At 71.7% G+C, this 20,543-nt stretch carries 20 protein-coding genes; 2 read left to right on the top strand and 18 right to left on the bottom strand.

What is annotated here, in order from left to right:
- Window positions 1-4: 4 nt before the first annotated feature.
- The 6 genes from F8566_RS35965 to F8566_RS35940 form a co-directional block, all read right to left on the bottom strand.
- Window positions 5-454, bottom strand: coding sequence for a hypothetical protein (locus tag F8566_RS35965; protein ID WP_225993811.1), 450 nt, complete (start codon window positions 452-454; stop codon window positions 5-7).
- Window positions 451-1,260, bottom strand: a complete 810-nt coding sequence (locus F8566_RS35960; protein ID WP_151566343.1) for a DUF692 domain-containing protein — start codon at window positions 1,258-1,260, stop codon at window positions 451-453. The genes F8566_RS35965 and F8566_RS35960 overlap by 4 nt, the downstream gene beginning before the upstream one ends.
- A complete protein-coding gene (locus tag F8566_RS35955; RefSeq protein WP_151566342.1) occupies window positions 1,257-2,159 on the bottom strand; it encodes a TIGR04222 domain-containing membrane protein in 903 nt (300 codons plus the stop codon). The genes F8566_RS35960 and F8566_RS35955 overlap by 4 nt, the downstream gene beginning before the upstream one ends.
- A gap of 110 nt (window positions 2,160-2,269) precedes the next feature.
- Window positions 2,270-2,905, bottom strand: coding sequence for a response regulator (locus tag F8566_RS35950; protein WP_151566562.1), 636 nt, complete (start codon window positions 2,903-2,905; stop codon window positions 2,270-2,272).
- A 191-nt stretch (window positions 2,906-3,096) separates the two neighbouring features.
- Window positions 3,097-4,260: a MacS family sensor histidine kinase gene (macS, locus tag F8566_RS35945; protein ID WP_151566341.1), complete on the bottom strand. Its 1,164-nt coding sequence runs from the start codon at window positions 4,258-4,260 to the stop codon at window positions 3,097-3,099.
- Between the two features lie 14 nt (window positions 4,261-4,274).
- Entirely contained in the window at window positions 4,275-4,991 is a 717-nt protein-coding gene (locus F8566_RS35940; RefSeq protein ID WP_151566340.1) for a lysophospholipid acyltransferase family protein, read from the bottom strand.
- 590 nt (window positions 4,992-5,581) lie between these two features.
- On the opposite strand from F8566_RS35940, the gene F8566_RS35935 reads away from it, so the two are divergent.
- Window positions 5,582-6,481, top strand: coding sequence for a hypothetical protein (locus tag F8566_RS35935; RefSeq protein WP_151566339.1), 900 nt, complete (start codon window positions 5,582-5,584; stop codon window positions 6,479-6,481).
- Window positions 6,482-6,488: 7 nt separating this feature from the next.
- Here the strand turns inward: F8566_RS35935 and F8566_RS35930 are convergent, their stop codons facing one another.
- The 6 genes from F8566_RS35930 to F8566_RS35905 all read right to left on the bottom strand — a co-directional run bounded on the left by F8566_RS35930 (window position 6,489) and on the right by F8566_RS35905 (window position 10,917).
- Window positions 6,489-7,247, bottom strand: a complete 759-nt coding sequence (locus tag F8566_RS35930) for an endonuclease/exonuclease/phosphatase family protein (RefSeq protein ID WP_151566338.1) — start codon at window positions 7,245-7,247, stop codon at window positions 6,489-6,491.
- A 64-nt stretch (window positions 7,248-7,311) separates the two neighbouring features.
- Complete coding sequence (locus tag F8566_RS35925; RefSeq protein ID WP_151566337.1) at window positions 7,312-8,256, bottom strand: ROK family glucokinase; 945 nt, start codon at window positions 8,254-8,256, stop codon at window positions 7,312-7,314.
- A gap of 46 nt (window positions 8,257-8,302) precedes the next feature.
- Window positions 8,303-8,767 (bottom strand): hypothetical protein, encoded by a 465-nt coding sequence (locus tag F8566_RS35920; protein ID WP_151566336.1) that lies wholly within the window; start codon window positions 8,765-8,767, stop codon window positions 8,303-8,305.
- 67 nt (window positions 8,768-8,834) lie between these two features.
- A complete protein-coding gene (locus tag F8566_RS35915; protein ID WP_318836462.1) occupies window positions 8,835-9,284 on the bottom strand; it encodes an SRPBCC family protein in 450 nt (149 codons plus the stop codon).
- A gap of 54 nt (window positions 9,285-9,338) precedes the next feature.
- The gene (locus tag F8566_RS35910; protein WP_151566335.1) at window positions 9,339-10,106 is read right to left on the bottom strand and encodes a metallophosphoesterase family protein; all 768 of its coding nucleotides are present in this window, start codon (window positions 10,104-10,106) and stop codon (window positions 9,339-9,341) included.
- A 112-nt stretch (window positions 10,107-10,218) separates the two neighbouring features.
- On the bottom strand, window positions 10,219-10,917 hold the full coding sequence (locus tag F8566_RS35905) for a copper homeostasis protein CutC (protein WP_151566334.1): 699 nt from the start codon (window positions 10,915-10,917) through the stop codon (window positions 10,219-10,221).
- Window positions 10,918-11,147: 230 nt separating this feature from the next.
- Here F8566_RS35905 and F8566_RS35900 point away from each other — a divergent pair, with 230 nt between their 5' ends.
- On the top strand, window positions 11,148-12,938 hold the full coding sequence (locus F8566_RS35900; RefSeq protein WP_192810036.1) for an AMP-dependent synthetase/ligase: 1,791 nt from the start codon (window positions 11,148-11,150) through the stop codon (window positions 12,936-12,938).
- Window positions 12,939-13,007: 69 nt separating this feature from the next.
- Here F8566_RS35900 and F8566_RS35895 read toward each other — a convergent pair whose 3' ends face one another.
- The 6 genes from F8566_RS35895 to F8566_RS51800 all read right to left on the bottom strand — a co-directional run bounded on the left by F8566_RS35895 (window position 13,008) and on the right by F8566_RS51800 (window position 19,462).
- Window positions 13,008-13,661: an SDR family oxidoreductase gene (locus F8566_RS35895; protein WP_151566333.1), complete on the bottom strand. Its 654-nt coding sequence runs from the start codon at window positions 13,659-13,661 to the stop codon at window positions 13,008-13,010.
- Between the two features lie 100 nt (window positions 13,662-13,761).
- Entirely contained in the window at window positions 13,762-15,138 is a 1,377-nt protein-coding gene (locus tag F8566_RS35890) for a DUF1996 domain-containing protein (RefSeq protein ID WP_151566332.1), read from the bottom strand.
- A 33-nt stretch (window positions 15,139-15,171) separates the two neighbouring features.
- Window positions 15,172-15,813: a DUF4142 domain-containing protein gene (locus tag F8566_RS35885; protein ID WP_225993810.1), complete on the bottom strand. Its 642-nt coding sequence runs from the start codon at window positions 15,811-15,813 to the stop codon at window positions 15,172-15,174.
- Window positions 15,814-15,973: 160 nt separating this feature from the next.
- Window positions 15,974-17,485, bottom strand: coding sequence for an NADH-quinone oxidoreductase subunit NuoF family protein (locus F8566_RS35880; protein WP_151566331.1), 1,512 nt, complete (start codon window positions 17,483-17,485; stop codon window positions 15,974-15,976).
- The gene (locus F8566_RS35875; protein WP_151566330.1) at window positions 17,482-18,252 is read right to left on the bottom strand and encodes a hypothetical protein; all 771 of its coding nucleotides are present in this window, start codon (window positions 18,250-18,252) and stop codon (window positions 17,482-17,484) included. Before F8566_RS35875 ends, F8566_RS35880 begins: the two co-directional genes overlap by 4 nt.
- The gene (locus tag F8566_RS51800; RefSeq protein ID WP_225993841.1) at window positions 18,233-19,462 is read right to left on the bottom strand and encodes a M23 family metallopeptidase; all 1,230 of its coding nucleotides are present in this window, start codon (window positions 19,460-19,462) and stop codon (window positions 18,233-18,235) included. The genes F8566_RS35875 and F8566_RS51800 overlap by 20 nt, the downstream gene beginning before the upstream one ends.
- Window positions 19,463-20,543 lie beyond the last annotated feature (1,081 nt).

The raw sequence follows: 20,543 nt of genomic DNA, 5'->3' as shown, positions 1-20,543 counted from the left end.
CCGTTCAGCGGCGGCCGATGACGCGGGCGCGGCCGTTCAGCTGGAAGGCGACTCCGCCGGGTACGCGGCGCACGGCCATCCGGCGGGGGCGGGGCGGCGATTCGCCGTCGTAGTGGAAGCGGGTTTCGGTGAGGGCCAGCTCCAGCGCGGCGTTTCTGTCAAGCGACTCCTTGTGGGCCCGGGCGAAGTCCCAGGCATCGCGGATCGAGCCGTTGGTCGGGCGTTCGGCTGCCCAACGAGCGAACGTCTCGGGCCAGTCCCGGCCGTACGACGCGGCCAGTGCCGGCCAGGCCCGCGCCACCTCCCCGGCACGCTTGCGCAGGATGGCGCGGGCCGCGACCTGCACGCCGGCCTCGTCGAAACCGGGCGGCAGCGGCCCGCCGGCCGTCATCGCCCGGACGAGCGCCTCCTGCGCCGCCGCGAGCTCGGCGTTCGCCGGCTCCTCCTCGTTCACGTGATGGATTCCATCGCGGCTGCGCTCGCGATGGCGTCCAGTTCGGCGCGCAACTCGGCCGCGGGCGGATAGCGGCCGTCCCGTTCCAGCAGGAAACCTGGTGGGCGTTGGCGCGCGCACAGCTCCTTGACCAGTGCGAGAACGTCGTCGGGCACCGGTGCCGTGTGGGTGTCGTGGTAACGCCCGCCGTGCTCGTCACCCCCGGCGACGTGGCAGTACGCGACGCGCTCCAGCGGCAGCCGGTCCAGCAGGGCCGCCGGGTCCTCGCCGCGGTTACGGGCATTGGCGTAGACGTTGGCGATATCGAGCAGGAGCAGCGCGCCGGTGCGTTCCACCAGTTCAGTAAGGAAGTCGCCCTCCTCGTACTCGGCGTCGGGCCAGTCGAAGAGCGCGGCGATGGGCTCCACGGCCAGCGGAACCGGCAGTTCCGCCTGCGTCCGGCGGATGTTGGCGGTGAGCGCGTCGAGCGAGGCCCGGGTGCGGGGTACCGGAAGAAGGTGGCCGGCCTCGACTCCCCCGGCCCGGACGAACGCCACGTGCTCGCTGACCAGTGGTGCGTTCAGAGACTCCGCGCACCACGCCAGGTGCGCGACCCGTTCCGCCGCGACCGGTTCCGCGCCGCCCAGCGACAACTTCACGCCGTGCGGTACGACCTGGACGCCGCGGTCGCGCAGCGCCAGCAGGTCGGCGGGCGGGTGGCCCTCGTGCACCGACTCCGCGATCACCTCCGTGAAACGGAGACCTGGCAGCTCTTTCACGAATCCGGCGATCTCGGGCCGCCAGCCGATCCCCACACCCAGGCTCATCCGCCGCACCCGCCTCCGCAACCACCACCACAACTGCTGCCGCTTCCGCAGCCGCCACCACCGCCCCCATCGCCGCCTCCGCCGCCGCTGCTGCCGGACGCGGCCAGGTAGTTCCTGAGCTGAGCCTCTTCGGCGAACGCGGGGTCGAAGCTCATCAGGGCCGCGGTACCGAAGAGCGCGACGCCGAAGGCAGCGCCGCTGGGACCGTACGTCGCCCACGCCGGGTTGGCGGACGGATGGAGGTGACCGAGGCGGTCGCGCGTCGCCTTCAGCGCGGCCCGCCCCGCGCGGGTCTTGCTGCCGACGACCATGAAACCCAGGCACACAAGGGTCAGGAGTATCACCGCGACGATGAGGAAGCCCACCGGCCTGCTGTTGGAGATGCCCGACACGAGCCGCGCGACTCCGACGGCCAGCAGGCCCCAGAGCAGGAGCGAGGCCAGCCGGATGGCGGTCTTGTCGCCGTCGCCCAGCGCGAGGCCCTCGCGTTCGAGGGACGCCTTCAGGCTCGCCGTCTCGTTGAGCACGCGCAGGTCGTCCGGGATGTCCCGGATCCTGATCTCGCCGGATTCGCGGATCACCTCGTGGACGGCGACCTCGACGGGCGCGGCGTCCGGGATCGGCGTCTCGGTGGCGCGGACCTGGCCGCCCCCGGCGGACTCGATCGCGCCGTGCGCGCGCAGCGCGGCGAGGGCCGTTCCGATGACGCGGGTGCGGCCGCCGGTGAGGTAGGCGGCCTCGTACGGGTGGAGCTCACGCGTGGTCTCCTGACCCGCGGCGATCGTCCTGCGGATCAGCACGACGATGACGATCAGCACGAGGGCGGCCGGTATGAAGATCCCCCAGAGGAAGACCGGCCCCGCGATTCCCCACGTGTCCCCTGCTGCGGCAAGAGGCATCCTGCTCTCCCTGTCGCCTCGGCACCGGTACCCCCGGTTCCTCCTACCTCATAGATGCGGGAAGAGCGGCTTCGGTTTCGCGTCGCATGACGCAACCGAAGCAGGAACGTTCACTCCTGGTCGAGGCCCTTCTCGATGGCGTAGCGGACCAGTTCGACGCGGTTGTGCAGCTGGAGTTTGTTGAGGGTGTTCTGGACGTGGTTCTGCACGGTGCGGTGGGAGAGCACCAGACGCTGGGCGATCTGCTTGTACGTGAGTCCCTTGGCGACCAGGCGCAGCACCTCGGTCTCGCGCTCGGTGAGCCGGGGCGCGTCGTCCTCCTCGCGGCGCGGCGCCGCGGCGAGCCTGCGGTATTCACCCAGCACCAGCCCGGCCAGCCCCGGCGTGAACACGGCGTCCCCGGCTCCGGTGCGCTGGACCGCGTCGAGGAACTCCTCCCGCGCGGCCGACTTGAGCAGGTAGCCGGTGGCACCCGCCTTGACCGCGTCGAGCACGTCCTGCTGCTCGCCGCTGGCCGACAACACCAGGACCCGCACCGGCGGATCGGCGGCGGCCAGGTGACGGGTCACCTCGACGCCGCTGATGTCGGGCAGCTGGAGGTCGACGACCGCGACCTGGGGGCGGGCGGCGGCCGCGATGCGCACCGCGGTCCGGCCCTCCCCGGCGGTCGCCACCACCTCGTGCCCGGCCTCGGCCAGGTCACGCGCGACCGACTCGCGCCACATCGGGTGGTCGTCGACCACCATCACCCTGAGGGGAACGTCGCTCACTCTGCCTCCTGGTTGGGGGGCCACCCCAGGCACCCGGAACGCACGCGTGCGCCCGTTCACTGACGCTGCCAACCTTAGAGGCCAGCGGCCGCCGTCGATATATCCGCGTGATGGGAACGGGATACGGGTGATACGGACGGGAGGCCGCCCCTTGGCCCGGGGTGGGGTCAGTTCGGGGTGGGGACGGTCATCTCGATCTCGGTGCCCTCTCCGGGGGCGGTGATGATCGAGACGGTGCCGCCGAGGTCACGGACCCGGCCCTGGATGGACTGGGCGATGCCGAGGCGGCCGTCGGCGGCGGCTTGGGCGAGCCGCCCAGGTTCCATGCCGGGGCCGTCGTCGCGCACGCTCACCGTCACCTCGCCCGGGCCGGGCCCGTCTTCCAGGAAGACCCACGCGCGCGCCCCGTCACCGCCGTGCTGCCGCACGTTGTCGAGTGCCGCGGCCACCGCCGAGCCGAGTTCGTCCGCGGCGCGCTCGGGCAGGAGAACGGGCGTGGCCGGGGTCGACACGGTCACGGTGGTGGACGAATGCCCGGTGAGCACCGGCCGCAGATCGACCGGCTCGCCCACCACGGCCGCCGACCGGGCGCGAGCGGGCGGCGGCGCGCCCAGCCCGGTGCCGATCAGGGCTCGGAGCGCGACCTCCTGCTCCCCCGCCAGGCGGCCCAGCTCGGCGGCCTCGCCGCCCATCTCGTTGCCGCGTTTCTGCACCATGGCCAGCACCTGGAGCACCGAGTCGTGGATCCGGCGGGCCAGCCGTTCCCGTTCACGGGTCGCCGACTCCAGCTCGACCGCCCGCGCCAGCCGGGCCTCGGCGTCCCGGGCCAGCTTGACCACGTGCCCGACGACCAGGCCGGCCATGAACAGCAGCACGATGCCGTTGATCGTGCTGCCCCGGTTGATGCCGTTCGCCGACTCCATGATCACGTGGACGAGCACACCGCACGAGCCCAGGATCAGGGCGGCGGTCACGCCGAAACGTTTGCCGCCGACGACGGCCCAGGCGAGCACCGCCGCGGCCACCCACGAGACGGGAAGGGTGGGGTTGCCCTCCTTGAGATTCCGGCTCGTCTCGACCAGGGCGGTCGCCAGCAGGCATCCCGCCGCCACCAGGAGGTCGGCGGTGAGCAGCGGCCAGTGACGCCGGGACTCGTCGGAGTAGGCATAGGTGGCGAACGCGGTCCAGCCGGCCATCACGCCGAGCACGATCCAGCCGCCCAGCGGGTGCCTGTAGTTGTCGAAGTTGATCGAGATCATGATCGCCGCGTAGATCAGCGCGACGGACCGGTAGACGGCCACCGCCCGCCAGAGCGCGGTTTCGAGCCCCATGCCGCGGCCGTCGGTCAGTCGTCGTCTTCGGACGGGCGGGGCTCCTTGCCCGCCAGCTCGGCCTTGACGTCCGCGGCGTACCGGTCGACGTACTCCTGGCCGGACAGGTCGCGGATCGCCTGCATGATCTCGTCGGTGATCTTGCGCAGCACCTCGTGGTCCTCCTCGCTGCCGTAGTAGCGCGAGAAGTCCAGGGGCTCACCGAACCGCACGCCGGGGCGGATGCCGAGCCTGGGGTAGGACTGGCCGGGGGGCATCAGCTCGAACGTGTTGATCATCGCCATCGGGATCACCGGCACGCGGGACTTCAGGGCCAGCCGGGCCGCGCCGGTCTTGCCCCGGTAGAGCCGGTTGTCGGGGGCGCGGGTGCCCTCCGGGTAGATCCCCAGCAGCTTGCCCTCGTTCAGGATCCGCAGGCCGGTCTGCAGGGCCGCCTCGGCCGCGCTGCCGCCGGTGCGGTCGACCGGCACGACCCCCACCCCGGTGAAGAAGGCCTTGCTGATCAGGCCCTTGATCCCCGTGCCGGTGAAGTAATCGGCCTTGCCGATGAAGAAGATCGGGCGCATCAGCGGCAGCGGGCCGAAGAAGTGGTCGGCGAAGGAGAGGTGGTTGCTCACCAGCAGCGCCGGGCCCTTCTTCGGGACGTGCTTCATGCCCGAGTTCTGCGGCCGCCACACGACGTACATGATCGGCGAGAGAACGATCCTCAGCAGGATCCAGAACCAGAGCATGCCGACACCCTTCCTCTGCCCGCGCGTGCGTGGACGCGCGAGCCCTCGCTCCTGGAAAGCAAGTCTCCGACGAACCGGGGATGATGGCACATCTTCCCATCTCGTCGCCATGCTGCCCACACCCGGATGCCAAGCGGTGTTCGCCCCGTTATGCCTGGCGGGAACGCGCCGTTGCGCCTAGCGGAGTCGCCCCGTTGTACGCGGCGCACTCGCCTCGTTGCGCCTGGCAGGTTCGCCTCGTAGTGCCTGGCGGACTTGGCCCATGGCGCGCGAGGGCTCGCCCCTCGTGACCGCTCGGCTCGCTCTGTCGCGACCCGGTGGGCTCGCCCCGTCACGAGTCGGTGGGCTTGCCCCATGGTGCCCGGCACCGCCCGGGGAACGTAGGCTCTCCGGAGGAAATCGCAATCGAGTGCGTCCGGGGGCTTGTTACGGGCGGCGCAGCGAATACCGTGGGACACACGTTTCGGGGTGTCCGGGAGTGGTCGGTGCGCGTCGCGGGCGGGCCATCCCGGGCACAGAGGTCGAAGGGGGGCGGAGGCCGACATGCCGGTGCTGCCGGTCACGCCGGAGTCGACGAAGGAGCCGGCCCCGTGAATCGCCGTGGCAATGGACTCTCAGCGGACACCTACGCCCCGCTGGTCGACCTCGCCCCGCATCTGGCCGACGCCATGCTCACGGCGTTGCGCGAGGCGGGAGTCGCCGCGTACGCGGCGGCGCCGGACGGGCTGGCCGAGCTCGTGGAGCCGGTGGAGGACCCCGCGGCCGGCGACGTGCTCGACCGGCTGTACGTCGACGTCGACATGAAGCCGACCGCCGAGGGCATCCTGCGCGCCCATTTGACCCGGCTGCGTGACGCCCGCGGGGCCGACTCCGATCTGCTGGACGACCGTCCCGACGACCATCTGGACGCCGAGCCGCGCGGCTCCGGCGATCCGCGGGCCCCGCACGGCACGGCCGACACCGACGGCGCCGACAAGGCCGACAGGCCCGCCGCCGGTCACCCGGCCGACGCCTCGGCGGACACGCCCCCGTCCACCCCGGCCGAACGCGACGAGGAGGCCATCTGGGCCGAGATCGTCGCCGGATTCGACACCGCCCACGAGGGCGACCGGGTTCCGTGGCCCGACCAGGAGAACCTGCAGGACGAGCCGGAGCCGGCGGACGAGGGCGACGACCGCACCGGCCGCCTCCCCCGCGCCCGCGTGATCAAGTCGGCGGACGGGGAGGAGGAGTTCCCCGAGGCCGACGACGACGGCCACTACGTACCGCCGCCTCCCCCGCCGCTGCCCAGCACCGACCCGCTCACCAAGGGCGCCTGGATCGCGCTGATCGGCGGCCCGGTCTACCTGCTGATCACCGTGGTGCTCAACTGGGAGGTGCCCGGCTGGGCGGCGTTCCTCGCGGTCGCCGCGTTCATCGGCGGGTTCGTGACGCTGGTGCTGCGGATGGGCGACGAGCCCCGCGACCCCGACGACGGCGCGGTCGTCTGACCTCCGGCTACGTCCTGACCTCCGGCTTCGCTCTGCCCTCCGGCTGCGCCGCGGGCAGCCGCAGCTCGGCCAGGACCGGCCGGTGGTCGGTGGCCAGCGGGTAGTCGGCGGCGATCGCCGGATCGGCCGGGACGCCGCAGCCGACGACCTCGATGCCCCGCTCGGCGAACACCCCGTCGATGCGGCGCTGCGGGTCGCGGGCGGAGAACGTCAGCTCCTCCCCCATCGGCGCGACGGCCCAGCCGTCCTGGAAGCCCGCGCACAACATCGTCCAGCAGTCGCCGCCGGGCTGCTCGTTGATGTCGCCGGTCACCACCACGGGCGCCCCGTACCGCCGCCGCGCCCGGTCGAGGTGCGCGATCAGCTCGCCGGTATGGGCCCGGCGCGGCTCGTCATAGAGATCCAGATGCGTGCTCGCCGCGATCAGCCGCCGCGCCTCGTTCCCCTGGCCGACCTCCAGTACCGCGACGGCCAGTGCGCGCCGGTGGATGCCGGGCACGCGCGCCAGCAGATGGAACTCCCGGCCCACCCGCCGGACGCCCGGCGCGGTGAACACGGCGAGGCCGCAGGCGCGCCTGCCCGCGGCGATACGGAGCCCGCACGCCCGCGCCAGGCGCCGCCGCTGCCACCACCAGAACCAGAACCGCGGTACTTCTTGCAGGCACAGCACATCCGGCTTCAGAGCGCGCACGACCCGCGCCACCGCGGCGGGGTCGTCGCGCAACGACCGGATGTTGTAGCTGACGACCCGAATGGTGGTGGTCACCTACCCCGCCTCCCCACCGGGCGCCGGTACGCCGCCGCCGATCAGGTGATCACTCCGGAAGGGGTCAGGTGCGGGCGAGGTCGGCGGCGCCGACGATGCCCGCCGCCGAGCCGAGCTCGGCGATCCTGATGTCGGCCACCGGGCGGTGCCCGCGGCCGGTGAGCGCGTCCCCGAACGCGGCCCGCACCGGGTCGAGCAGCAGATCGCCCGCGTCCGAGAGGCCGCCGCCGATGATGAACGCGCCGGGGTCGAGGATGGCGGCCAGATCGGCGAGCCCTTGACCGGTCCATTGGGCCACGGTGCGAAAGCACTCCAGCGCGGCCTTGTCGCCCTCCCTGGCGGCCTCGGTGATCTCCGGGCCGCTGATGCCCTCCGGCCAGCCGTCGCCGAGCTCCAGCAGCCGTCCCGCCATCGCCGGGGACACCCTGGCCAGCTCTCGTGCCTCGTGCACGAGGGCGTTGCCGCTGGCGTACTGCTCCCAGCAGCCGCGGTTGCCGCAGCCGCAGCGGCGGCCGTCCGGGACGACCCGGAAGTGCCCGGCCTCCGCGCCGATGCCGAACCGGCCGCGGTACAGCTCGCCGTTGATGATGATGCCGCAGCCGATGCCGGTGCCCAGGGTGATCAGGACGAGGAAGTCCTCACCCCGTCCCGCGCCGAACCGGGCCTCGCCCCAGGCCGTGGCGTTGGCGTCGTTCTCCACGACGACCGGCAGCCCGACCTGCTCCTCGACCTTCTGCTTGATCGGTTCGTCGCGCCAGGCGAGGTTGGGCGCGAACAGCACGGTGGAGCGGGTCTCGTCGACGAACCCGGCGGTGCCGAGACCGACCGCGGAAACGTCCTCGAACTTGCCCTTGAGCAGGTCGACGACCTCGGCGATGACCTCGGCGGTCTCCTTGGGGTTGGTGGAGGGGGTGGGACGCCGTACCTTCTCCAGGATCGTGCCGCGGTCGTCCACCACCCCCGCGGCGACCTTCGTCCCCCCCACGTCAACGCCGATGGTCAGGGCCACTACGCTTCCTCCTCTTCACGCGCCCCGGGCAGGGGCCCGTCATGCACTACCCGATGTCAAGGGGTTCGTCACGCGCCGCCGCGGCCCACGGATCCTCCGACGACCCGCCCGGAGCCCGCGATCCGCCTGCGGGGCGCGAGCCGCCCGACGGCGTGGACCCGCTTGGGCGCCGGGGGGCGCGGGTGCGCTCGAAGGCGGCCATGACGTCGAACGCCGCGGCCATCAGCGACTGCCCGGCCTGCCGGACGTGCGTCGTGACGTCCGGGCCGGACTCGCGGGCCATCGCGATGGCACGGCAGATGGGGCAGTTGCGGCACTCGGGGGCCCCGGTCGCGATGTGCGGATCCTCGGCCGTGGCCCGGCTCCACACGTCGTCGCCGGCGCCTCCGGCACTGCGTTCGCCCGCGCCTCCAGCGCTGCGTTCGCCCGCGTCGTCTCCGCCGATCCGGCGCCACAGAGAGTCGAAGAGCTTGACGGCCTCAGTGAGGACATCGCCTGGCTGCTCGGTCATGAGAACATTTTCCATCTGTTGTCGGCGAGAAACCGTACCGCCCCGGCCTCGGGAACGAAGATATTGCTCACCGCTCGACGTGTCGCTTGAGCCCCTTGAGCGCCGAGTCGATGATGCGCTTCTCGGCCTTCCGCTTGACCATGCCGATCATCGGAACCCGCACGTCCACCGCCAGCTCGTAGGTGACCTCGGTCTCCGCGTCGCCCTCGACGAGGGAGTACCTGCCGTGCAGGGCGGTCACGACGTTTCCCTTCTCCACCAGTTCCCAGCGGACGGAGTCGTCACCCTCCCAGTGGTAGGAGAGGCCGACCGTGTCGCTGAACGGGCCGCCGTCGAAGGTCAGCTTGGCCCGCGCCGCCCGGCCGTCCGGGCCGGTCTCCTGGACGGTGAACTCGCGGATGCCGCTGGCCCAGTCCGGGTAGGACTCGAGATCGGCGATCACCGCCATGATCTCGGCCTTCCCCGCCTTGATCGTGGTCGAAGAACTCGTCCGGTCCGCCATCTGCGTTCCCTTCATACGGCTCAGCATGCGCCTGCCCGCTGACGGGCTCGGCGTTTCAGCAAGTATTTTTCACACGGACAACACGTAAGGCACCCCGCTGGCCCGGAAATGGCCCACATTCACGCATTCGGTCCGTCCGATGCGCATGCGCCGGGCGAGGGGCTGGTGGACGTGCCCGAAAAGCACGTATTTCGGCTGCGTCCGGTGGATGGCCTCCAGGACGGCCTCGCTGCCCCGCTCGAACCGCCGCGCGACCGTGTCGTACAGCAGTTCGGGCACGGCGGGCGGGATGTGGCAGCACAGCACGTCGACCTCTCCCACCGCGGCGACCTTGGCGGCGTAGACCTCGTCGTCCAGCTCGTACGGCGTGCGGTACTCGGTGCGCAGACCACCGCCGACGAACCCGAAGCGGAGGCCGCCGAGCTCGACGACCTCGCCGTCCAGGACGGTGTGCCCGTCCTTGACGTGCTCGGGCCACATGTGCGGGACGTCGACGTTGCCGTAGGTGAGGTAGGCCGGAACCGGCATCGCCGCGAAGAGCTCTTCGTACTGCCTGTGCACTGCACGTTCGATATGCGGCCAGGCGTCCCCGTCGAGCGACTCCCACATGCGCCGGGAGAAGTCCCGGGCCTCGTCGAAGCGCTTCTGGGTCCGCAGCTCGATGAAGCGGTCGGCGTTCTCCTGCCCGAACAGGTCGGCGAAGATGCCCTGCCCGTGGTCGGAGTAGTCGATGAACAAGATCAGGTCGCCCAGGCAGATGAACGCGTCCGCCCCGTCGCCCGCGCGTTTAAGGGCCTCCGCGCGGCCGTGGACGTCGCTCACCACATGGATCCGCATGAACTGACTCTAATGGGACGGAACCGAATCAATGACCCCTGTCCTTGCCGGGTGTCAGCGGCGCGAGTCCGCGGGTCCGGTCGCGCGCCCAGTCGGGCGCCCGGTCGCGGGCCTAGTCACCGGTCGCGGCGGAGACCAGGGCCCGCCACTCCCGAACCAGGGCCGCGTCGACCGGGGCCTCCCAGGCCCCGTCGGGGCGCACGGCCGTGCCGACGTGGAACTTGGAGACACCGGCAGCGCCCAGGATCGCCACGTGCTTGCGGCGCAGCCCGCCCCCGGCCATGATCATGGCGGCGGCCGCGGGCCCCTCGGCGGCACGGCGGACCAGCAGGTCCACGCCGCTGTCGACGCCGCGGGCCGAACCCGCGGTGAGAACGGTGTCGAGCGTGCCGCCCAGCTCCTTGACCGTCGTCCAGGCGGGCACCGGGTCAAGAGCGTGATCCAGCGCGCGGTGGAACGTCCAGGGCAGCGGCGTGACGACGGCCGCCAGCTTGTTGGTCGCGCCGATGTCGATCTGGCTGAACGAGTCGAGGAAGCCCAGCACGAAGCCGTCCGCGCCCACCTTCTTGAGGGTCTCGGCGGCGGCCCGGAGCCGGTCGAGCTCGTGCGCGGAGGTGCGGAACCCGGCGTTGGCCCGCAACATCACCCGCAGCGGGAGCGAGGTGACGTCCCTCATCCTCGCCACCACGTCCGGATCGGGCGTGAGGCCGTCCGCGGCCATGTCCGCGACGACCTCGATCCGGTCCGCGCCGCCCTCCTCCGCCGCCCTCGCGTCGGCGGCGTCCAGCGCGATCACCTCGAGCAGCGACATGGCCCTCCCCGAATCACATCCGTGAGACTCCCCGCATCGTTCCAGCTCAAGGGTAGGCGAACGGGCGGCCATGTCCGGGTGACCGGTCCCGGACTTTGCCTCACCGTTAACCGGAAGGCAAAGGCCGCATAGGGGTGAACAGATGCTTTCCTACCGGTGGGTATCCTCTGCGTTAAGGAAACCTGTACCGTCTTGCCCGCCGTTTGCAGCGTCCAAGCAAGGAGTAGGCCGTGCGCGAGTTCAGTGTCCCCGCCATGGTGGAGGTGCCAGGCTCCACCAATCTGACCGACGCGCCGTTCGACCGGGCTGCCGAGAAGCCAGGCCAGATCGTCCTCCGCCGCAAGGACGGGAGTGCCTGGCGCGCCGTGACCGCGGGCGAGTTCGCCAACGAGGTCACCGCCATCGCCAAGGGCCTGGTCGCGGCCGGCATCGAGCCCGGCGACCGTGTCGCCATCATGTCCAAGACGCGGTACGAGTGGACCGTTCTCGACTACGCCGTGTGGACCGCCGGCGCGGTCGCCGTGCCGATCTACGAGACGTCCTCCCCCGAGCAGATCCAGTGGATCATCGGAGACTCCGCGACCAAGGCCGTCTTCGCCGAGACCGACCAGCACCAGGCCACGATCGCCGAGGTCCGGGACGAGCTCCCGGGCCTCTCGCATGTCTGGGGCATCGACACGGGCGGCCTCGACGCCGTGGTGGCCCAGGGCAAGGACGTCACCGACGAGGTGATCGAGGAGCGGCGCCGCAGCCGCACCGGCCAGGACCTGGCCACGCTCGTCTATACCTCCGGCACCACCGGCCGCCCCAAGGGGTGCGAGCTCACCCACGCCAACTTCGTCCTGACCTCCCGCAACGCCATCCAGGGCGCGATCGCCGAGGTCGCGGTCGACGGCAGCTCGACGCTGCTGTTCCTGCCGCTGGCGCACGTGTTCGCCCGGCTGATCCAGGTCGCCTGCATCGAGGGCGGGATCGTGCTGGGGCACAGCGACATCGCCAACCTGCTGCCCGACCTCGGCTCGTTCCAGCCGACGTTCCTGCTCGCGGTGCCGAGGGTCTTCGAGAAGGTCTACAACGGCGCCGAGCAGAAGGCCGCGGCCGACGGCAAGGGCAAGATCTTCGCCGCGGCGGCCGACACCGCGATCGCCTACAGCAAGGCCCTCCAGAACGGCGGGCCCGGCCTCGGCCTCAAGCTCAAGCACAAGGTCTTCGACGTGCTGGTGTACGGCAAGCTGCGCGCGGCCGTCGGCGGCAAGGTGGAGTACGCGGTGTCGGGCGGCGCGGCGCTCGGTGAACGGCTCGGCCACTTCTTCCGCGGCGTGGGGATCACGATCCTGGAGGGCTACGGCCTGACCGAGACCACCGCCCCCGCGACCGTCAACCGGCCCACCGCCATCAAGATCGGCACCGTCGGGCGGCCGATCCCCGGCGTGACGATCCGCATCGCCGAGGACGGCGAGGTCCTCGTCCAGGGCGTCAACATCATGACCGGCTACTGGAACAACGAGACCGCCTCCAAGGAGGCCTTGGAGGACGGCTGGTTCCACACCGGCGACCTCGGCTCTCTGGACTCCGAGGGCTACCTCAAGATCACCGGCCGCAAGAAGGAGATCCTCGTCACCGCGGCGGGCAAGAACGTGGCGCCCGCGCCGCTGGAGGACCGGCTGCGCGCCCACCCGCTGATCAGCCAGTGCCTGGTCGTCGGCGACGGGCGCAAGTTCATCAGCGCCCTGATCACGCTGGACGAGGAGGCGCTCACCCCCTGGAAGGACCAGCGCGGCAAGCCCGCCGCCATGACCGTCGAGGACCTGCGCCGCGACCCGGACGTCATCGCCGAGATCGAATCCGCCGTCGCCGAGGCGAACAAGTCGGTCTCGCACGCCGAGGCGATCAAGAAGTACGAGATCCTCGCCGTCGACTTCACCGAGGGCGCCGGTCACATGACGCCCAGCCTCAAGGTGAAGCGCAACGTGGTCATGAAGGACTTCGCCGCCGAGATCGAAGGGATGTACTCCGCCTGACGGACCCGCGGAGGCCCGGCGTACGGCGGAGGCCCGGCGCACCAGATGGGCGGCGGCTGGACGCCGGGCTCAGAGGCTCGCGATCGCGGCCTCGATCGGCGTGTCGCCGTTCACCAGCTCCAGGGTGCGGCGCTCGACTCCGGACGCGTGCAGCAGCGCCACGATGACCGCGGCGACGTCGTCGCGGGTCACCTCGGCCCGGCCCACTTCCGGCTCGCCGAGGGTCACCCTGCCGGTGCCCTCGTCGTTGGTGAGGATGCCAGGTCGCAGGACGATCCAGTCGAGGTCGCGCGCCCGCAGGTCGTCCTCCGCCTCCCCCTTGGCCTTGACGTAGGCGGCCCAGACGTCGTCGGTCCCCTCGCGCGGCGGCTTCCCCGCCCCCATCGAGGAGACCTGGACGAACGTGCGCACGCCCGCGCGTTCCGCCGCGTCGGCCAGCAGCACCGAGGCCGCCCGGTCCACGGTGTCCTTGCGCGCGGCGCCGCTGCCCGGGCCGGCCCCCGCCGCGAAGACGACGGCGTCCGCGCCGGTCAGCTGGTCGGCGACCTCGTCCACGGTCGCCCGCTCCAGGTCGCACACGACCGGCCTCGCGCCCGTCGCCCGTACGTCGTCGGCGTGGTCCGGATTCCGGATCAGGCTCAGCGCGTCGTCCCCACGGGCGGTCAGGCGCCGGGCCAGCCGCAGCGCGATCTGGCCGTGCCCTCCAGCGATCACTACGTTCATGGGCCGATCATACGGACGCCCGCCCCCGGCACCTCACAACGGACGCCCGCCCCCGCCGCCTCGCGGTGAGGCGGCGGGGGCGGGCACCCGCGGGGGGCGGTCAGCAGCGGCGACCGCTGTTGATGCAGTTGACAACCTGCTGCATCAGCTGTTCGGGCATCACGTTCGCGAAGTCGGCATGGTCGGTGACCGGTGCGTGCCCTTGCTCGGGGAACGAGTCGACGGCGAACGCGAGCGGCTGGTTGGGCAAGTTGTAGGAGAGCGTCATCTTCAGTTTCGGAATCGCCTGGGTACCCTGCTGGCAGTTGCCCTGCTCGTCAGGGAAGACGACGTGCGTCCGGTGGTTGGCGCTGTCGGTGTTCTGGCCGTCCCAGCAGCTCGGGAACTCCAGAACGCGTTGCACCTGGCTCCCGCCCGGGCAGAGCGGGTACTTGTCGGTGAGCACGCGGTTCTCGCCGCTGCAGGTCCACTGGGCGCGGGCGTTGGCCGTCCCGTTCGTACCCGCCTTGGCGTCTCCGGTGATCATCCGCAGGAACCGCGGCATCGCCGTCACGTCGCCCTGCGCGTTGCCTTCGAAGGTCATGCTCGCCTGGGCGGGCGTGACGATGCGGCCGACGTTGCCGTCCGCGGTGCTCTGCTGAGCCTGGTTGGAGTCGTCCTGCTGGTTGCGGATGCGCATGACCGGCCAGAAGTACGTGGACTGGTCATTGCGCGCACACGTGGTGCCTGCCGCGGCGAGGCTCTCGTCGGTCGAGAAGCCGTCGGTGGACAGGTTGCCCACGTAGTCGTGAATGTGGTGCGCGCCGTTCTGGACGCCGGGAGCCACGATGAAGTTGTCGGGGTTGTGGTGCTCGTTCTGGTTCGTGCCACAGCGCGAGGTGAACGACCCTGTCGAGGCGTTCTGGCCCTGCTGAGGCTCTGCCTTGGGCTGCCCCTGGTTGATGGGCACGAAGTCGGACGCGACGGGTCCTTCCTTTACCTCCTGCTGCTCGTCGCCTTGGTTTCCGTTGTTCTGACCGTTGTTCTGGTCGTTGCCGTTGTTCTGGTCGCCGTTCTGTCCGTTGTTCTGGTCACCGTTCTGACCATTCTGGCCGTTTTGGCCATTCTGGTCGCCGTTCTGGCCGTCGCCGTTCTGACCGTTCCCGTCCTGGCCGTTCTGGCCGTCTTGACCGTTCTGGCCGTTGTTCTGGTCACCCTGACCGCCGTTGCCACCGTCCTGGCCGCCGCCGTTCGGGTCGTTGGGATCGAGCTGGCCGCCGTTCTGGCCGCCATTGTTCTGGCCGCCGTTTTGATCGCCGTTCTGGCCGCCGTTGTTCTGGCCGCCGTTCTGGCCGCCTTGATCGGGCGGATCGCCCGGATCTGCCGCGACTACGGCGCTCAGCCGCGCTTCGGGCGCCGCGCCGGCCTGCGCCTCGGTCGCCGAGGCGACCAGAAGCAGCGCCGGGATGACGACCGCGATGCCTTTTCTTCTACCCATTTCGATCTCCTTGGAAGCTGGCTGCCAATCCCGTCAGGTGTTGAGAGCCTCTCTGGTGGCCAGACCCGTGCTCTCCAGCAACGCCATATGCGTGTTGACGTATTTGAGAGAACGCTCGGAGAACGCCCGTATCTCGGAGTTCTCGGTCTCCGCTCGCACCTTGGCGATGGTGCCGAAGACCTTGCCGTGCGCCGCACGCAGCCGGAGCACGAAGGTCTGGTCGTAGTCCGCACCGAACTTGCTCGACATCTCGGCCAGCCAGCGCTTCTGGTCGGCGTTCGGCTCGCTGGGCAGGATCACTCCGAGCCGGGCCGCGGTGGCGCGGACGTCCTCGTCGAGCTGCGCGTGCTGCTCCATGATCATGTCCCCCACCTCCTTCACCCTGGCGCTGGAAGCCCGCTGCTGGGCCTGCTGGCCCGCGGGCATCTCCCAGAGACCGGCCCGCCGGACGGCGGCCAGCAGCGCGCGGTCCCCCTCGGAGAGCCGTCCCCAGCGGGTCTCGGTCACTCCGCCCTGCGTCTCGCCGTCCGCCGGCGCGCTGGGCGGGCTCAGAACGACGACGAGAGCCGCGATGACGGCGGCGGCCGCAGCCGCCACCAAGAGGAACTGACCGCGTCCCAGCCGCCGCATGGTGCGCTCTTCCGCGAGGCCGTACGACTTCCTCAAGGTGACCATGCTCCTTTCCGGGAATGCACCTAATCGACCCCAACAGGGGTTGTCATGGGATACGCAACTCCGTAGCGGAGGGTTCAGGAGTCAAAGACTTTTTCGCACCGTTTTCTGAGCAGTTTTCAGGCATGCCGAAAGAAGCCCCGTCACCCGTTTTCAACGTTGTTCAGGAACGGCGTGCCGAGGCCCCCGGCATGCTGCTCGTGACGCGCAGCGCGAGGGCCGGGCACATGGCCACCGCCCGCTGCACGTCGCGTTCCATCCAGCTCGGGACATCGGAGCCGAGCACGACCGGGAAGCCGTGCCGGTCCAGCTGGATCAGCTCGGGTACGAGGTAGGCGCAGAGGCCATGCCCGTCACACCGGCTCCAGTCGATCGCCACGCGTCCCTCGGCACCGGTCGGCACCGGCAACGGCAGCACGCCGAACACCGGCAGCCCGCACGAACCCCCGTACCGGTGCATCTCGATGTCGGCACCGAAGGCGTCGACGGCCGACAACACGAACTTCGCCGTGCCGTCCGGGTGGCTGCAGGCGCCGCGGCCACGGCCGATCCCCGCCGCGCGGCGCACGTCGTCGATGCTGCCCGACCCGTCGGACAGCGCCGTCAGCGTGCGCACCACGTCCGGAAGGCCGAGACGGCAAGGGCCGCACTGCCCCGCGGACTGCGCCGCGAGGTACGAGGCGATCCGGGTGACCTCGCCGAGCGGGCAGGTGCCCTGGCTCAGCGGCAGGATGATCCCCGCGCCGACCGTGCCGCCCACCGCCTTCATCCCCTTCCGGGACAACACGGCGCGGGAGACGGCCTGCGGGTCGAGCCACATGCCGTGGTAGCCGCCGACCAGGACACCCTGGCTCGGCGGGACGTCGCAGTGGTCGAGGACCGTCTGCAGCGGCGTGCCGTACGGCGCCTCGACGACCCTGGTGCCACCGATGGTCAGCAGCGTGGTGCCGGGCTCGTCCTCGGTGCCGGCCGACGCGTACAGGTCGGGGCCGAGCGAGGTCAGCACGGCGAGCTGGGCGAACGTCTCGGTGTTGGACAGCAGCGTGGGGAAGCCGTCGACACCGGACTCCGACGCCCGGACCTTGACGCCGGGCGGGATCGGGGTCTCCCCGTTGATCGCCCGGATCACCGAGCCGCTCTCGCCCGAGATGAAACGTTCGGTCAGCCGGACCACACGGGCGGGCATGGCCCGTTCGGCGATGGCGGCACGGACCGACCGCGCCGCCTCGTCGTTCTCGACCGCCACGACGATCCGCTGCGTGCCGAGCGCGGTGGCGGCGATGACCGCGCCGTCCAGCACGAGGTGGGGGGCGCGGGTGAGCAGGACCTTGTCCTTGGAACTGCCCGGCTCACCCTCCGCCCCGTTCACCACCACGACCGCGTCCTCGTGCGACCGCCGCCGGTCCGCCGCCTCCCCCGGCAGGAGCTCGGACGCCCCTTCCGGGGAGGTGATCTGCGCGGCGACGGCCAGCAGCTTGCGCGCGAACGGGAAGCCCGCACCGCCGCGGCCGCGCATGTCGACCTGCTCGGCCAGCTTGACCAGGTCGTCGAGCACGGGCGCGTACAACTTGCCGTGCACGGCCAGGTGCCGGTCGAGGTCGAGCCGTTCGAACCGGTCGAAGCCCAGCGTCAGCCGGGGCCCGCCGATGTTGCTGACGGTGACGGTAGAGCTCATCCAAGCACCTCGGTCTCACGCTCACCGGACGCGCGGGCCCGGGCGGGAGCGGGCGCGGCGGCCTGCCGGCCGGGCCCCCGCTCGCGGATCGACTGCGCCAGGGGCGCACCCGCGGTGTCGCCGACGTACCGCACGGTCCGGGGCCGGATCCCGACGATCATCCGGGTGATCAGCCCGAGCGCCACGGCACCCGCGCAGAGCAGGTAGCTGAGCGTCACCCAGTTCGCCGCCGGCCGGCCCGCGGTCAGCCCGTGCCAGATGGCGACCGGCCAGCTGAGGTAGGCGACGGCGTGCATCGACCGCCACACCCACGGCTTGGAGCCGAACGCGAAGCGGCGGCGCAGGAGCCCGGTCACCACGATCACGATCATCAGATCGAAGGCGACCGTGCCGACCCCGATCGGGCCGGCGGTGGGGATGATGATCTGGGACGGCGCGGCGAGGCCGCTGAGCACCTTCACCATGATGTGCGAGATCAGGAAGGTCACCGCCAGCAAGGAGGCCGCACGATGCATGCCCTGCGCCCAGACGCGGTGCTGGATGCGCAGGATGAGGCGGTCGGTGGCCAGTAGCCCGGTGACGACCGACGTCGTCATCGAGAGTAGGGCGAAGACGCCCGCGTAGAACGAGAGGAAGCGCTGCACGTCGCCTGCCACGGCGGCGCCCGCCGGAGTCGCCGCGCCGACCAGGACCGCGATGGACCCGATCACTACGATGCGCAGCACCCAGCTCGGCAGCGCCGGATCGTCACTGCTCTTGACCTGCACTCTTCGAACCCTTCTGCTGCGTACCACCGGCCGGCGGAGTGCCGGGCCGGGCACCGGGCGCCGGCTGTTCAGCCGCGCCCGGCGGCTCCGTCGGCGGGACCGGCCCGAAATTGGCCAGCAGCCCACCGGGGAGCACCTGGAGAAGACCTCGTTCCGCGAATCCGAGGAGGGGGCGGGCCCGCTCCCGGAAGATCCAGCCCCCGATCTGCGCGCCGTCCAGCGGCACGTTCTCGCTCGCCCCGCGGAGCCCGAACTGCACCTGCTCGCGAGGGGCCGGAGCGCCGCCGCACGGCAGGTCGCCGCCGGTCCGGCCGAGCGGGTCGCCCTGCTTGACCACGCTGCCGTCCCGGAGCTGCACGACGTCACGCATGCGGTAGTAGGCGCTGGCGAGGCCGCTCGGATGGATCACCATCACGAACCCGCGGTTCCCCTCCGCGCAGAACCGGTACAGCCGCCCGTCACCGGCGGCGGCCACCCGGCCGTCGCCGCCCTGGAAGGCCAAGGTGGCCAGCGGCCGCGCACCGGCCGCGTCGCCGGTGCTGAGCGACCAGACCCCGCCGACCCGCCACGGCAGCATCAGGCCGTCGCCGACGCGGGTGCCGTTGGTGGCGGCGGCGGCCTGCCCGGCCGTGGTGGCGCTGTGCCTGCTGAGCAGGCGCGCCTCGCTGACCGACATCATCGCGGGCGGCATCCGGCCGACGAGCCCCGCGAACGCGGGAGTGCCCGACAGCACGGGCTGCCACCGGCCCGCCGTCCAGCGCGCCGCGAACAGCGCGACGTGCGGCATCGACGACTTGCCGGCGGGCACGGGCACCGCCGCGGTGCCGAAGGCCCAGGTCCGGTCCCGGCTCACCCGGCTGACCACGACCACCGGCGGCTTGTCCGCGGCCACCCCGTACTCCTGCAGCGCCGCCGCGCCGCGCTGGGCCGCCGTGAGGTCGCGGACCTGCGAGGTCAGCACCTGGAGGTCGGGCACCGCCGCAGCGCCTCCTCCCCCGCCGCCACCGCCGCCGCCGTTCTGCTGTGGCGGCGCCGGCTGCTGCGGGTTCCGGTTCGGAAGTGCCGCCTTGGCACTCGGCCTGTCCAGCGGGCGTTCGGCTCCGGCCGGACCTGACTGCCCGATCGGCCCGCCTTCGATCACGCTCCGTTCGACGACGGCCAGCAGCGCGAGACCGGTGACGATCGAGAACACGATGGCGCCCGTGTTCACCCGGTCCGTCCCGAAGGACCTGCGCGCCGGACCCGCCGGGCGACGGGGACGCCCCACCGGATCCCGGCCCGGCCGCCGCCCGGACGAACCCGTCCGCCGCGGCCGCCGTTCAGGCTCGGACTCTCCCCACCCCGCGTCCTCAAGCGCCGCCCACCGCTCGGAGTCGGACACCGGGCGCCGCCGGCGTTCGGGCGTGGCATCGCTCCCACGCCCGGAGGCGCCCCGGCGCGCACGCTCGGAGGTGTCACGCCGTCCGCGCTCGGTGGTGTCACGCCGTCCGCGCTCGGGAGCGGCCCGCCGCGCACGCTCAGGCGTGGTGGAACGTCCAGACTCGGACGCCGCCCAAGGCTCGGCTTCAGACACGTTCAAGGCCTCAGACAGAATCGCGGTGGGCTGCTCGGCCTCAGGCGCTCTCCACCCCTCGGCTGTGATGGGCCGCTCAGGCTCAGGCATGGCGGGCCGCTCAGGCTGAGGCATGACAGGCCGTCCGGCCCCCGATGCCGCCTGACGTCCAGCCTCAGCCGCTCCCCGGCCTTCGGGCCGAGGCGTGGCGGTACGCCCCGCATCGCGTGTGGCGGACCATCCGGCTCCAGGCTCTGACCGCTGGCCGCGCTCAGGCACCCTCCGCTGTCCAGGGACAGGAGCCCACCCCTCGGGCTCGGAGGCGGCAGGCCGCCCGCGCTCGGGAGCCACCGGACGGCCGGGCTCAGGCACCCTCCGCTGTCCCGGCGCAGCCATCCCTCGAAGCTCAGACTCGGACGCTGGACGCCCCTGCGGACGCCCCTGCGGCTGGGCCATGGGCTGCTGCTGTCCGGGCACAGATGCCGCGGGGCCCCCACGCTCGGTCGCCCCCCACCGCCCGGGCTTGGGCGTCGCGGACCATCCGGCCCCGGGCACCGACCGCTGACCGCGCTCAGGCACTCTCCGCTGTGCGGGCGCGGGCGGTCCCACTGGTTCGGACTCACGCGTGGCGGGCCGCTCGGCTCCGGGCGCGGCCTGGCGACCGGGCGCCGGCGTGCGGCGTCCAGCCTCAGGAGTGCCCCGCCGCCCGGAATCGGGAACCGGACGACCGCGCTCCGGC

It is taken from the genome of Actinomadura rudentiformis (assembly GCF_008923185.1).
Classification (GTDB): domain Bacteria; phylum Actinomycetota; class Actinomycetes; order Streptosporangiales; family Streptosporangiaceae; genus Spirillospora; species Spirillospora rudentiformis.
Note: the sequence above shows the minus strand (reverse complement) of the source record. Positions and strands in the feature narration are given on the sequence as shown.